General features: G+C 62.4%; 13 protein-coding genes. 8 read left to right on the top strand and 5 right to left on the bottom strand.

The features are described from left to right. Positions 1 to 267: 267 nt before the first annotated feature. Positions 268 to 921 (bottom strand): GNAT family N-acetyltransferase, encoded by a 654-nt coding sequence (locus ACFT1A_RS27640; protein WP_378449601.1) that lies wholly within the window; start codon positions 919 to 921, stop codon positions 268 to 270. A gap of 123 nt (positions 922 to 1044) precedes the next feature. On the opposite strand from ACFT1A_RS27640, the gene ACFT1A_RS27635 reads away from it, so the two are divergent. The 5 genes from ACFT1A_RS27635 to ACFT1A_RS27615 all read left to right on the top strand — a co-directional run bounded on the left by ACFT1A_RS27635 (position 1045) and on the right by ACFT1A_RS27615 (position 7556). Continuing rightward, entirely contained in the window at positions 1045 to 2442 is a 1398-nt protein-coding gene (locus ACFT1A_RS27635; protein WP_378449600.1) for an MFS transporter, read from the top strand. Continuing rightward, positions 2439 to 4001 carry a pyridoxal phosphate-dependent decarboxylase family protein gene (locus ACFT1A_RS27630; RefSeq protein WP_378449599.1) on the top strand — a complete coding sequence of 521 codons (1563 nt, stop codon included), beginning with the start codon at positions 2439 to 2441 and terminating at the stop codon, positions 3999 to 4001. Before ACFT1A_RS27635 ends, ACFT1A_RS27630 begins: the two co-directional genes overlap by 4 nt. Before the next feature lie 126 nt (positions 4002 to 4127). Beyond that, complete coding sequence (locus ACFT1A_RS27625) at positions 4128 to 5459, top strand: class I SAM-dependent methyltransferase (RefSeq protein WP_378449598.1); 1332 nt, start codon at positions 4128 to 4130, stop codon at positions 5457 to 5459. A gap of 20 nt (positions 5460 to 5479) precedes the next feature. After that, the gene (locus ACFT1A_RS27620) at positions 5480 to 6799 is read left to right on the top strand and encodes a lipase family protein (protein ID WP_378449597.1); all 1320 of its coding nucleotides are present in this window, start codon (positions 5480 to 5482) and stop codon (positions 6797 to 6799) included. 85 nt (positions 6800 to 6884) lie between these two features. Further along, entirely contained in the window at positions 6885 to 7556 is a 672-nt protein-coding gene (locus ACFT1A_RS27615; protein WP_030537075.1) for a DUF1345 domain-containing protein, read from the top strand. A gap of 38 nt (positions 7557 to 7594) precedes the next feature. Here ACFT1A_RS27615 and ACFT1A_RS27610 read toward each other — a convergent pair whose 3' ends face one another. After that, positions 7595 to 8224: a LysE family transporter gene (locus ACFT1A_RS27610; protein ID WP_378449596.1), complete on the bottom strand. Its 630-nt coding sequence runs from the start codon at positions 8222 to 8224 to the stop codon at positions 7595 to 7597. Between the two features lie 112 nt (positions 8225 to 8336). Between ACFT1A_RS27610 and ACFT1A_RS27605 the strand changes: the two genes are divergently transcribed. Both ACFT1A_RS27605 and ACFT1A_RS27600 read left to right on the top strand, forming a co-directional pair. Next, positions 8337 to 8993: a nitroreductase family protein gene (locus ACFT1A_RS27605; RefSeq protein WP_378449595.1), complete on the top strand. Its 657-nt coding sequence runs from the start codon at positions 8337 to 8339 to the stop codon at positions 8991 to 8993. Beyond that, positions 8987 to 9592 (top strand): dihydrofolate reductase family protein, encoded by a 606-nt coding sequence (locus ACFT1A_RS27600; protein WP_378449594.1) that lies wholly within the window; start codon positions 8987 to 8989, stop codon positions 9590 to 9592. The genes ACFT1A_RS27605 and ACFT1A_RS27600 overlap by 7 nt, the downstream gene beginning before the upstream one ends. Here the strand turns inward: ACFT1A_RS27600 and ACFT1A_RS27595 are convergent. Beyond that, the gene (locus tag ACFT1A_RS27595; protein WP_378449593.1) at positions 9589 to 10392 is read right to left on the bottom strand and encodes a sulfite exporter TauE/SafE family protein; all 804 of its coding nucleotides are present in this window, start codon (positions 10390 to 10392) and stop codon (positions 9589 to 9591) included. The two genes, ACFT1A_RS27600 and ACFT1A_RS27595, sit on opposite strands and share 4 nt — an antisense overlap. Positions 10393 to 10485: 93 nt before the next feature. Here ACFT1A_RS27595 and ACFT1A_RS27590 point away from each other — a divergent pair, with 93 nt between their 5' ends. After that, complete coding sequence (locus ACFT1A_RS27590) at positions 10486 to 11289, top strand: AraC family transcriptional regulator (RefSeq protein WP_378449592.1); 804 nt, start codon at positions 10486 to 10488, stop codon at positions 11287 to 11289. Here ACFT1A_RS27590 and ACFT1A_RS27585 read toward each other — a convergent pair. Both ACFT1A_RS27585 and ACFT1A_RS27580 read right to left on the bottom strand, forming a co-directional pair. Continuing rightward, positions 11267 to 11716: a hypothetical protein gene (locus ACFT1A_RS27585; protein WP_378449591.1), complete on the bottom strand. Its 450-nt coding sequence runs from the start codon at positions 11714 to 11716 to the stop codon at positions 11267 to 11269. The two genes, ACFT1A_RS27590 and ACFT1A_RS27585, sit on opposite strands and share 23 nt — an antisense overlap. A 46-nt stretch (positions 11717 to 11762) precedes the next feature. Then, positions 11763 to 13016, bottom strand: a complete 1254-nt coding sequence (locus tag ACFT1A_RS27580; RefSeq protein ID WP_378449663.1) for a glycoside hydrolase family 1 protein — start codon at positions 13014 to 13016, stop codon at positions 11763 to 11765. Positions 13017 to 13119: the final 103 nt, after the last annotated feature.

The following is a 13119-nucleotide window of genomic DNA, read 5'->3' as shown; positions in this document are numbered from 1 at the left end:
TCCCTGTTCTCCGACGAGGAGAACAGGGACTTTCGTGTTGCCTGCCGGTGAGTGGTTGTCTGCCGGAGTGGCTGCCTGCTGGTGACTGAGAGTCTTAGCGGCCGTTCTGTTGATATGTGATCGCCATCAAAGATGCGACATCGTCATTCACGTCCGCGGTACTGGTGAGCCCGATCTTGTGGTCGACTGGCCGGGAGTTTTGCGGGCACCAGAAGGTCGGAACCGGGGGCCTCGACACAAGTTGTCGCAGTGCCACGGGTATCTCGCTCAGTCGATGCCGAGCATCTGCTTGAGCTCGCGCACGCCTGTCACTTCGACGGGATAGGGCGGTGCGACAAAGTCTTCGCGACCGAGGGTGAAGAGGCGCCGCACAGTCATTCGGCCGTCGGCAGCCAACTCCTCTATCGTGCCGTCTGCGCGGTACCCGACTTTGGTCGACACCGTGATCGAGGCGGGGTTGTCGGTGAACGCCGACGACACGACGCTGCGTGCGCCCAAGGAGTCGAATGCGAATGCGCAGATTGCGTGGCGGGCGAGAGTGCCGATACCCCGGCCTTGGAACTCGCGCCCGATCCACGAGCCGGTTTCACCGGTACGACTGTTGGGGAAGTCCGTCGCGGCAAACGCCTGACAGCCGACGATTTCTCCGTCGACAACGATGGCTGTTTCGAATTTCCAGTCGGCGACGCTCATCGCTCCGCGGACCGACCAGTGATATTGGATGAACCTTCGCGACACCTCGTCAGGCGTGCCCACTGTCCAGGGGACAAGAAAAGGCATCTGTTCGGCAGGGTGAATGCCGGCTCGAACCAGCGCGTCGAGTTCGGGGAAATGGTCGTCGCGCACAGCGGTCAAGGTGACGGGCCCACACGTGATCGTTACTCCGTACGGAGGCCAGATCTCGCTCAGTGGATCAACCATCGTGCTCAGACTTTCGTTCGTGTGCGAATCGGGTCACAGTCTGGCATGCCCGGACTGTCCGAGTAGGCGACTTCTGGTCATCGAGATTCTTTTGCCCTCGCGGTACGGAGTCGTGACATTAGTGTGTGGACGGTGACTACAGACAAACCGGTACGTCTTCGTGAAGGTAGATCGCCTGACAGGCTTTCGCGTGGTGTGGTGGCCGGATACGCAGCGGGAAGCGTCGGTACGGGTGGATTCGGTGTTCTGCCAGGTCTGGTACTGGCGTACTACCTGACCGACACGCTCGGCGTTGCCGCGGCGCTCGCGTCGCTCGTGGTCATCGTTCCGAAAATCGCCGATGTCCTGATCGACCCGCTGATCGGGTCGATCAGCGATCGAGGCTCTCATCGAACTGGTACGCGAGTGCCACTCATGCTCGCAGGTGCTCTGGCTCTGCCCTTGCTCTTCATTCTCACGTTCTCGGCTCCCGTGTCTGCCGGCCCTGGAGTCGGGGCGTTGTGGGTGCTCGCCTTCTTCCTGCTCGCGGCCAGTGCCTACAGTCTCTTTCAGGTTCCGTACATCGCGTTGCCGACCGAGTTGACCGGCGACTATCACGAGCGCACCCGCTTGGTATCGGTTCGAATTGCGGTGTTGGCCCTGACCATTCTGGTCATCGGTGCCGGCGGCCCCGAGCTCCGCGATGCCGCCGGGGGCGGGGCGCGCGGCTATCTCGTCATGGCGATCGGGGTGTCGGCGTTGATGTGCGGGGCAATGATCTGGGCAGTTCGCGGAGCAGCGCGCCACACGGTGACTCACGCGGATGCCCCGACCGGCTCGTTGCTTTCGCAGTATCGGGACGGGTTCGACGCGATACGACAGACACGCGCGTTCCGATTGCTGGTCATCGTGTTCGTGCTCCAAGCTCTTGCGACCGCGGTGATGTTGGCGGGTGCGCAGTACCTGGCGACGTATGTGATGGGCAACGAAGGTGCACTCACCGGGCTGTTCGTCGCACTCGTCGGACCGGCCCTCGTCGTGATGCCGCTGTGGTATCGGTTCTCTCATCGGTACGGAAAGCTTCGCGGTTACGTCGTGTCTTCGGTTCTGTTTGTCGTGGCGACGGCGTTGTTGACGCTCGCGGCGCTCGACGCCGGCCCGTGGATCTACGGCGCCGTGGCCCTTGCCGGCGTTGCCTATGCCGGGATGCAGGTGTTCCCGCTGGCGATGCTCCCGGACGTCATCGAAGACGACGCGCGAATCGGTGGTCGCCAGCGTGGTGGCTCGCTCAGTGGTATCTGGACCGCCTCGGAAACCGCGGGTCTGGCCCTCGGACCCGCGGTGTTCTTGGGTGTTCTCGCAGTTACCGGGTTTGTCTCGAAAACAGCGGGGGAGAGCGTCGTACAACCTGAATCGGCGCTCACCGGTATCGCCCTGGGGTTCTCGATCGTGCCGGCCATCCTGGTTGCGATAAGCCTGGTCGTATTACGGAATTACCACACCGAACAAGAATCCACTCACGAGAACGCAGATGAACGATGAGTTCCACTCAGTCCGAGGCACTTCAGGGCAAAATCCTCGAGAGCGCGAACCTCGAGAGCCGAGCCGCTGACATCTTGGGCCGGTTGCGTTCGCTCCGTGAACAGGATGCTCCGACGCACGGCGGCCGGGTTCTGTCATACGTGTACGACAGCGGCCTCGCAGCCCTCGACGAGTTGGCAGCGGACGCAGCTCGATTGGTTCAGCCCGTCAACGGTCTCGACCCGACGGTGTTTCCCTCCACTGCGGTCATGGAGCGTGAGTTGGTGGCGTTCGCGCGCGATTTCCTCCATGGAACTTCGGCCCCGGCGACGGATACAGATGCAGGAGCAGAAGGAGTGGTCGTCGGTAACGTCACCAGCGGCGGAACGGAGAGTTGTGTGTTGGCAGTCAAGGCCGCTCGCGACTTCCGTGGTCTCCCGCCGGGGGAGGGCTCGCTGGTTCTTCCGACCACCGCGCATGCTGCTTTCCACAAGGCGGCGCACTTGCTCGGATTGGAACTGATCCTGGTGCCGGTGGATCCCACGTCGGGGCGCGTCGACGCACAAGGTATTGCGGCAGCGGTGCGGGACGACACGGTACTGATCGTCGTCTCTGCGCCCAATTACCCGTTCGCGGCGCTCGATCCGATCGCCGAAGTCGCGGAAGTTGCTCGTGCACGGTCGATTCCATTGCACGTCGACGCCTGCATCGGCGGACTTGCGTTGCCGTGGTGGGGTGATCTGCCGCCCTGGGATTTCCGGGTGGCCGGTGTCACCAGCATGTCGGTCGACTTCCACAAGTACGGATACTCACCCAAAGGCGTCTCCGTTTTGCTGCACCGTGGGCGCGATCTGCATCGCAAGCAGTATTTCGGACTCACGGACTGGCCTGGCTATCCGGTGGTCAATCCCACTCTTCTCGGTTCCAAATCCGTTGCTGCCCTGGCCGGGGCGTGGGCGATTTCGCAAGTCCTCGGTCAACCCGGGTATGCCGAATTGGTGTCCCGCGCGCAGCGGGCGACCCGTGCTCTCATCGACACGGTCCAGAGCGTCGACGGGCTTCGCGTCGTGGGCTCGCCGGTGGGACCGCTGTTCGCGGTCGCTACCGACGATTCCGTGCCGCTCGAACGGCGAGTGGATCCGCATCGCTGGGTGAGCGCTGTCGGTGCCCGGGGTTTCGTCCTTCAAGGGCAGCCGGCGTCGACGCAATCCGACGGGACGACGTTGCCTCGAACAACCCACCTCACCGTCACTCCGGTGACCGAGTCGGTGCTCGGCGAGTTGACAAGTGCGCTCGTCCTCGGCGCCGACGACGTTCGAGGGTTGGTGGCAGCGCAGGCACCGCCGGCCTTGGCAGAGTTGGCCGGAGCATTCGAACGTGGCGATGTCACCGTCGCCGATGTACTTGCATTGCCCAGTGACGCAGTTGCGGCTGCTTTGACGTCGGCGGGGCTGGATCCGCGGGGCTCTTCCGAGTCTCCGCTGGACATGGCGGCGGTGCTGGCGGCAGTGGAATCGTTGCCACGCGAGGTAACCAAGCGGTTGTTGGTGGAGTTTCTCGCCGGACTGGTGGAGCCCTGAACTCAGCGACGAATACCGAAACCGTGATGAACACTGCCTAAACTCGGACAAATGGCGCGAAAGATTCGCGCATCGGGCGTAAGTTTTCTGTCATCGGCTAACCATCTTTTGTCGGAGGGTTGATTTGTGACTGGCGCCGCGACCAAGATTCTGACAGTTTTCGAGGACACGATCGGGGTTCCGCTTCCGATTCGAGTGCGTTGTTGGGACGGTTCCGAGGCGGGTCCGCCGGACGCCGCTGCACAGGTGCATTTCCGGAATCGGCGTGCATTGCGGCGAGTCCTCTACTCTCCCAACGAATTGGGGTTGGCGAGGGCGTACGTGTCCGGGGATCTTGACGTCGACGGCGATATCTTTGCGCTCCTCGACGTCCCGGACCTCGTCACGCGGCTCGGTGAGAATCGATTGTCGGCGTTGCCGTTGCGCTCGATCGTGCGCGCCGCCGGTACTTTTGCCGGCTTGGGGGCGCTGGGTCTACCGCCATCACCCCCGTCGATCGAGATGCGTCGTAAGCGAGGCAAACGGCACAGCAAATCGCGCGATTCTGCGACTGTCTCCCATCACTACGACGTCGGGAATCGCTTCTACGAACTGTTTCTCGGGCCGAGCATGGTCTATTCGTGCGGATACTGGCCGGAGGGGGTCGAATCCCTCGAAGCCGCTCAGTTCGCGAAGCTGGACCTGATTTGCCGCAAGCTCGATCTGAAGCCGGGAATGCGACTGCTCGACGTCGGCTGTGGTTGGGGATCGATGGCACTGCACGCTGCCCAGAACTACGGGGTTGATGTCGTCGGGGTGTCACTGAGTAACGAGCAGGTCGAGTTCGCCAAAGGGCGAGTTGCCGATGCAGGTTTGACCGACCGTATCGAGATTCGGGTGCAGGACTACCGCGACGTCGATGACGGCCCGTACGACGCGATTTCGAGTATCGGGATGTCCGAGCATGTGGGCCTGGTCAATTTGCCGGTGTACACGGCAAAACTCTACGACCTTCTCGTGCCGCAGGGGCGTCTGCTCAATCACGCCATCGCAGCGGTGAAGTCGTTGTCGGACAAGGCCGAAGACGGACCCAGTTTCATCGACAGCTACATCTTCCCGGACGGCGAGATACTTCCGCTGAGTAAAACCATTGATGCGCTGGAACTTTCAGGTTTCGAGACACGTGACAGCGAAGCGTTGCGTGAGCATTACGCACTGACGTTGCGAGCGTGGGTGCAGAACCTTCGCGAGAACTGGGACGCGGCAGTCCTACAGGTCGGTGCTCCCCGGGTGCGTACCTGGTTGCTGTACCTCGCTGCCAGTGCGCTGGGTTTCGAGGAGTCACACAGGCTTACGATTCATCAGGTTCTGGCCGTGAAACCAGGGGATCGGGGGGCCAGCGGTATGGCCCGCTCGCGTAAGAGTTGGTACCGATCGATTGAAGTCCCGCAGATCGAAACCGGTCCGCACATCGACTGAGGCCTATACGTTGGATTTCCATGAGCACCCGAAAGGTCGTCCTCGCGGCAGTGAAGATTTCAGCCGTGGCGATCTCGGCACTGTTGCCCACGTCGCTGCTGTTCACGCCGATATCGAATGCCGAACCGGTGAGCGATTTCTACGACGCGAGTCCAGACGACGTCGGTAATCCGGGATCGGTGATCCGGACGGAACCCCTTCCGCTTGCCGGCGCCGTCGGCGCAGTGCCTGGTGTGGGGACTCGGATCCTGTATTCGAGTACCGACACCCACGGATCCAAGGTGGCCGTGTCGGGCTCGTACCTGGAACCGGCCGCCCCGTGGTCAGGGGCGGGGCCGCGCCCGACAGTCGTGATCGGTCCGGGCACGCAAGGCCAAGGTGATCAGTGCGCTCCGTCGAGGATGTTCCCCACTGCCGGTCAGCTCCGCCTGGCGGAACCCGGGAATCCGTCGAACTACGGTGCTGGTGTGGACAGTGTCGGTGTCAACTACGAGTCCGCCTTCGCATTCGCTTTCCTCGCCCAGGGCGTTCGCGTGTTTGTCACCGATTACATCGGACTCGGAACGCCAGGCGTCCACACCTACGTCAATCGCGCGGAGGAAGCCCACGCGATGTTGGACGGTGCACGCGCTGCCCGAACCCTGGCGAAGGCAGGGGCAGACGATCCGATAGCGCTCTGGGGGCATTCTCAGGGCGGCGGGGCCACTGCCGCAGCAACCGAACTTGCGCCCGAATACGCGCCTGAGGTGAATCTGGTCGGGAGCTACGCGAGCGCGCCCCCGGCCGACCTGGCAAGCGTTCTGCGTCATATCGACGGTACCGGTCTGATGGCCGCGATCGGCTACACGATCAACGGCGTCCTCGACCGCTATCCAGCTGCCCGAGAACCGATCGAATCTCGACTGAACGACTACGGTCGGTCCGTGCTCGCAGACGTCGCTGGGCAATGCCTCATCGATTCCCGAACCAAGTACGGGAAGCAGTCGACGGCGTCATGGACCACGGACGGACGACCCCTTGCAGACGTGGTGGAGTCGGTACCGGAGATCCAGCAGGTGATCGAGGAACAACGCATCGGGCGTCGAACCCCGGCCTCGCCGATCCTTGTCAACGGAGCGCTCAACGACGATTTCATCCCGTACGAGCAAACCCGGCGCCTGGTTCAGGACTGGTGTGCGCGTGGGGCCGAGGCGACGTTGTTCACCGACACCCTGCCCGCGGTGAATCCTGGGAGCGGCAACAATCATCTCGCACCGGCGGTGGCGGACTTCGGCGTCGGATTGCAGTACGTGCTGGACAGATTCAATGGCAAGCCGATAGTCGGCGCGTGCAACGCCTGAGTGACCCTGCTTCTGAATAACCCTGCTTCTGAATAGCCCTGCGGCGTAACCACCGTCTGACTGCGAACGATGGTTGACTGAGCCCGTGAACGATCGACCGCACGACCTTCCGATCAACCCGGTTCCGCGGAGCGCCCTGGGTGCCGGGCCGGCGCTGAGAGTGTCGACGGGTCTGCTGCTCGGTGTGGCCGCAGGTGTCGTCACGGCGTTGGTCGGCTATCCCCGGTTCGCGTTTCTGATCGGCTGGGATGTGGCGGCGATGGTGTTCACGGTGTGGACGTGGATTCTGGTCTGGCCCTTCGATGCGACGCTCACAGCAAGCCACGCAACGCGCGAAGAGCCGGCCCGCAATGTCGCGCACCTGCTGATTCTCGGCGCCGCCGTCGCGAGTTTGGTCGGTATTGCGTTCCTGCTCTTGGCGGCACCCGACGGACATCACTACCAAGTCGTGGCGGCATCGGTTGCAGTCGGCAGCGTCGTGATCTCGTGGTTGGCGGTCCACACGCTCTTCGCCCTCGGATATGCACGGCTGTATTACTCCGGCCCCGACGGCGGAATCGATTTCAATCAGGAAGAACCGCCGAGGTACAGCGATTTCGCCTACGTGGCGTACACGGTCGGGATGAGCTTCGCGATTTCCGACACCAACTTGAAGTCGTCGGACATGCGTGCGATGGCGCTCGGGCACGCATTGCTGTCGTACCTGTTCGGTTCGGTGATCGTGGCGTCCGTCGTCAACTTGATTGCGGGCCTGTGATCGAACAAGCCGTGTGACCGATCAAGCCGTGTGACCGATCAAGCCGCCGCACGGCCGATGCTCGAGAGAAAGCCTGCAGCGCCGAAGAACAGACCGGCGAACACTCGATTGGTGGTTCGCTGCTGTTTGGGGGAGCGCATCAAGGTGAGCACCCGTGCGGCCAGCCCGGTGTACCCGGTCATCACGATCACGTCGACGGCGCACATGGTTGCAGCGATGATCAGATACTGCGGCAGGAGCGGCGCCGACGGATCGAGGAACTGCGGGAGCACTGCGAGCATGAAAACGACGGCTTTCGGGTTGCTCGCGTTCACGAGAAATCCGCGAAGCATCATCATCGGACCGGAACTGCTCGCGGCGGCTTCGTCGGTCTCCACCTCGGTGGGCGCCGATCGCCACTGCCTGATCCCCAGGTAGACGAGGTATGCGACACCGAACCACTTGATCAAGGAAAAGGCCACAGTCGAACTGGCGAGAACGGCGCCGACGCCGGCCGCGACAATTCCGATCTGCAACAACAATCCCAACTGCAGCCCGAAAATGTTCCAGTATCCGCGCCGCAGACCGTAGGCAAGCCCTGACGACATCGACGCAATGGCGCCGGCCCCTGGTGACAGGCTGATCACCCAACTTGCTCCGAAGAACGCCAACCAGACGTGCCAACTCATGTCGAAAGTCCTTTGATCCGTGAATGCTCCCGACACACCAGCCACGTACGGGATCAGAAAAGTGTAGACGGACTGCCCTGCTCACTGCTCGCGACAGTGCAATGATCGGGGGATGACGTCGTATCCCGTGCTGGACCTGACACCCGACGAATTACTGACCACAACGCGAACGGTTCGAAAGCGTCTGGATCTGACCCGTCCGGTGCCCTTGGATCTGGTGAAGGAGTGTCTCCAGATCGCCCTGCAAGCGCCCTCCGGTTCGAATCGCCAGGGGTGGCAGTGGATGGTTGTGACAGATCCGGCACTGCGAGCAGCAGTTGGGCAGATCTACAAGGAAGTCACCGACGAGTACCTTGCTTCTCACGGTTCGGCGGCAAAGCTCTTCGCCGACGACCCCGATCGCGCGCCGATCCAACAGCGAGTAGGCACGAGCGTCGCGTGGCTCGGTGAGCACATGGGCGAGGTACCGGTTCTCCTCATTCCGTGCATCAAGGCGGGTAAGACGTTGCCGGAGGGGAACCAGGCGGGTCTGTGGGGTTCGCTACTGCCGGCCGCGTGGAGTTACGCGCTGGCAGCGCGGGCACGTGGACTCGGTACGGCCTGGACAACGTTGCACCTGCAGCGTGAGGCGGAAGTTGCCGAGCTGCTGGGCATTCCGTCCGGATTCCATCAGGCGGCTCTGATCCCGACGGCGTACTTCACCGGCGAGACGTTCAAACCTGCCGCGCGCGAACCCGTCGACAACGTGCTGCACGTGGACCGATGGTGAGCCTGATCTACTCGGCGATCTGCTCGATCGACGGGTACGTGGCGGACAGGGACGGGAACTTCGACTGGGCTGTTCCCGACGCGCAGGTCCATTTGTTTGTCAACGAGCTCGAGAGGGGAGTCGGCACATACCTGCTCGGGCGCCGGATGTACGAGACGATGATTCCCTGGGAAACAATGGCAGCCGAGGACCTCGGGCGTTCGTCAGTGCCAGGAGGTTCGTCGGTTCCGGACGAGTTTGCCGGTATCGAGGCGGCGACCGTCGAGTTCGCTCAGATCTGGCGTGGAATCGACAAGATCGTGTACTCCACGACGCTGAACGAGGTGTCGACTGCGCGCACCAGGATCGTCCCGCGCTTCGATGAAGACTCCATCCGTTTGCTCAAGAGTGAAGCGGTACAAGATATCTCGATCGGTGGACCGACGGTTGCGGTTAGTGCTTTCGCGGCGGGTTTGGTCGATGAAGTGAGACTGTTTCTGTGTCCGGTCAATATCGGCGGCGGATTGCGAGCTCTCCCGGAAAGGCGGCTTGATCTGCAACTGCTCGAGGAGAAAACCTTCGACGGCGGCGTGATCTACCTGCGGTACGCCGTTCGCTAGGCCGCGATCATCACTGCCGTGACGACGCAGAGTAGAGCGATGTACGCGCCGGCATGGACGCGGTCCGCAATAGCACCGACTAGTCGCCGGCTCAGCACAATCGCAGGCAGAGAGCCGGCGAGAAGCGCGCAGACGGCCAGAAGGTCGACAGCGCCGACTCTGCCCGCCGACAGATCCGAAGCAGAGATGTGTCCGGATGCCGCCGCGTACACCGCAGTCGCGACGACGGCGACAGGCAGGCTCAACGGGTTGGCGCTCGCGGCGGCGTCGGCCATCGGAACTCCGCCGCGTCGCATCATCGGCACCGTCATGACGCTGCCGCCCACGCCGAGGAAACTTGCGACGGCACCGATTCCGATCCCGACTGTGCGGACCCCATTGGGGCCGAGACGGTCGCAAGGTTCGGGAGGCGTCAGAAACCCTTGCCGCAGAAGGCTGTCGAGGATCGTCACGACGAGGTAGAGGACAAACAGGATCCGGACGATACCGTCATCGACGTGGCCTGCCGCGACCGCTCCGAGCGCTGCTCCGACTGCGACGGGTCCGATCAGAGGTCGGATGTACTCCGTCCGAAGTCGTCCTGATTTCCTGAATGCCACTGTGGCACTGAGTGAATTGACCACCATCACTGCAGCTGAGGACGCGACGGCGACGTGCATCGGATCGGTGACATTCGGCCGAAGTGCGGACGCAGCGTAAACGACTGGGACGGTGACGAACCCGCCACCGAATCCGAACAGAACAGTGGTGACTCCGGTCAGAGCGCCGAAAGCGAGCAGGATGAGGGCGTAGTGAAGCACGTGATGAACGGTAGCGATTTCCCTGCTGGCTCACATTCGAAGGTTCGCCAGATTCCATTGTCAATCGGACACCGACTCGGTAGGTTCTCTCGGGTGCGCAACATTGCGATCAAGCGCGTCGATCACTCACGTCGCAGTGTTCTCGCCATCGGAACCGACTACCCGCGCGGCCACGCGCTGGCTGCCCACGATCATCGGCGAGCCCAGTTCCTCTTCGCTGTGAACGGTGCGATGAACGTCGAAACCGACGACGGTGAGTGGACGGTTCTGCCGTCCAATGCGGTCATGATTCCCGCCGGTGTCGTTCATGCGGTGACGATGGACGGCGTCAGCACACGAAGCCTCTACATCGAACCGTCCGCAGTTCCCTGGTTTCCGGTCAGGTGCCGAGTGGTCGCGGTCTCGCCGCTACTGCGCGAGCTACTTGTCGCTGCGGTCGACATGGATGTCGAATTGAACGTGGAGGACGACTTCTCTGCTCACGGACGTGAGACCGCAGTAGTTCAGCTGATCCTCCACGAACTTCGCGATCTTGCACCCCTACCTGTGGAACTCCCACTGCCTCGGCACCCGGGATTGCGGGCATTGTGCACGCGGTATCTCGCAGGCCCGTCGATTCACGACTCGCCCGCGCGGTGGGCCGGGCGACTCCACATCAGTGAACGAACGCTGCACCGCTTGCTGATCTCGGAAACGGGGATGAGCGCGTCGTCGTGGATGCAGCGTGCCTGCATTCTTCATGCGCTTCCGAAACTCTCCGCCGGCGTCAGTGTGACGTCCGTTGCGTCTGAACTCGGATACTCGACGCCGGCTGCTTTTGCGGCGATGTGCACCCGGGTCTCGGGTGCACCGCCCAGTAGCTATCGGGCGCGCGTCACGACACCGACACCGGGATGATGTGGGCGACGACGTCGTGGATGAGTCCGTCACGGACTTCGAAGGTTTCACGAATCTCGACGGTCATGAGGCGAGTGTCACCGATTCCCGCGTCCAGCAGGTAGGTGGTCGAGACGATGTCCCCGGCTTCCGACATCTCGAGGTCGCGTATGCCCTGGATGACGCGGTACTGGATGCCGTTTTCGAGGTCGGCGGTCATCTGCGGTCCGGAGAATCCGGTCTTGATTCCGGCTTCGACGCGCGTCGCGTCCGGGGCGAAATGCACATCGGAGACGTCATGGGAGACGAGGGCGTCGATGTAGGCACGTGCCTGCGCCTCACGGGGCGAATCGGCCGGGTTGGGGGCTGCCGTCGCAGCGCCTCCCGCAGCCAGGATCAGGGCAGCAGTGGCAGCAGCAGTTCCGGCGATCTTTTGCAGTGTTCGCATGGGGCATCCTAACGACGAGGAGTGGTGGAAATTCGGAAAACGGCTGTCATCGAGTCGCCGTGCAGCTGCGTGGAGGGTCGACGAGCGAGCAGAAAGCCGGGGCCATGACGGGCACGTAGTCGGCGCCGACGCCGTTGTCGCGAATGATCCGGCGGTAGGTGTCGACTCCGTCGGTCGGGATTCGGGCCGCGGTGGGATCGTCGAGAACATCTACGGTGTAGAGGCCGAATCGAGGTCGGTACGAACCCCATTCGTAGTTGTCGGTGATGGACCAGTAGTTGTAGCCGATCACGTCTGCGCCGTCTTCTCGGGCGCGTTCCATCCAATAGATGTGATCTCGTAGGTGATTCGAGCGTGTGTATCCGTCGGCGCGCGGCGCTCCGTTGTCGGTGGGCATGCCGTTCTCGACGATGTAGAGGGGGTGTTCGGGATACTTGCCCGAGTAACGCATCAACGCGTCGTACAGGCCTTCGGGTTGAGGTGTGACGTTGTAGAACTCGTCGAGTGCGGCGTACGCGGCACTCGGATTGTTCAGGGCCACACCGTAGTAGTAGTCGATCCCGAGAAAGTCGAGCTTGTCGCGCACTCGATCCGTGAACACCGAATCTATCGCCTCGGACACGCCGGGAATGAAGGAGAAATTACTGCTCACACGAGCGCCGGGATCGAGAACGTGTATCCGGTCGTAGATCGCCCGGTGAACCCGAACCAATGAGTCGAACATCGACGGTGCCTGGGTGAGAGCGATTCCGCCGTAGGTCAATTCGCGCTGAACATACACAGTCGGCTCGTTGATCGTGATCCACAGCGCACCGATCCCGGAGTACCGCTCGACTACCTTCTCTGCGTTGACCAGCCAGTCGGCTTCGGTCTTCGGATTTGTCCATCCGCCTTGATCGACAACCCATCCCGGATACACCCAGTGGTCGAGCGTGATCATCGGAGTCATGCCTCGCGCGCGGATGTGCGTCACCACGTCGTCGTAGTACGCGAATTCGGTCTCGTTCCAGTTTCCCGGGGTGGGCTGAACCCGAGCCCACTCGACGCCGAAGCGGAAAACCTTCGACCCCAGATCGGCCGCCCGGTCGATGTCCTCGGCGTAGCGATGGCGGAAGTCGACCGAATCGCCGATCTTGTCGTGGGTTCGTCCGGAGTCGGAGTATCGGGACCAGTTGCTGTCCGGTGACGATCCTTCCGATTGGAATCCGGAGGTGGCAACGCCCCAGAGGAAGTCATCCGGGACCTCAGCCGAGGCGGGAGTGGGAAGGGCGAGCGCCCCGAGCAGGCACGTCAGTGCCATCAGCGCAGGCGCGATAGACCGTGACAGGGCTCCCATGCCTGGGAGACTAAGTCATACAAGTGTCCAGTCGCAGGCGTTTCGTCCGATCCGCCCGCGACTGGAC

It is taken from the genome of Rhodococcus sp. NPDC057135 (genome assembly GCF_042670865.1).
Classification (GTDB): domain Bacteria; phylum Actinomycetota; class Actinomycetes; order Mycobacteriales; family Mycobacteriaceae; genus Rhodococcus_F.
The sequence above is the reverse complement of the archived record's forward strand: the minus strand, read 5'-3'. Positions and strand labels throughout refer to the sequence as shown.

Coding starts and splice junctions, on each gene's coding strand:
- ACFT1A_RS27620 (WP_378449597.1), top strand. CDS start 5,480: ATGAGCACCCGAAAGGTCGTCCTCGCGGCAGTGAAGATTTCAGCCGTG.
- ACFT1A_RS27610 (WP_378449596.1), bottom strand. CDS start 8,224: ATGAGTTGGCACGTCTGGTTGGCGTTCTTCGGAGCAAGTTGGGTGATC.
- ACFT1A_RS27585 (WP_378449591.1), bottom strand. CDS start 11,716: ATGCGAACACTGCAAAAGATCGCCGGAACTGCTGCTGCCACTGCTGCC.
- ACFT1A_RS27630 (WP_378449599.1), top strand. CDS start 2,439: ATGAGTTCCACTCAGTCCGAGGCACTTCAGGGCAAAATCCTCGAGAGC.
- ACFT1A_RS27580 (WP_378449663.1), bottom strand. CDS start 13,016: ATGGCACTGACGTGCCTGCTCGGGGCGCTCGCCCTTCCCACTCCCGCC.
- ACFT1A_RS27605 (WP_378449595.1), top strand. CDS start 8,337: ATGACGTCGTATCCCGTGCTGGACCTGACACCCGACGAATTACTGACC.
- ACFT1A_RS27640 (WP_378449601.1), bottom strand. CDS start 921: ATGGTTGATCCACTGAGCGAGATCTGGCCTCCGTACGGAGTAACGATC.
- ACFT1A_RS27600 (WP_378449594.1), top strand. CDS start 8,987: ATGGTGAGCCTGATCTACTCGGCGATCTGCTCGATCGACGGGTACGTG.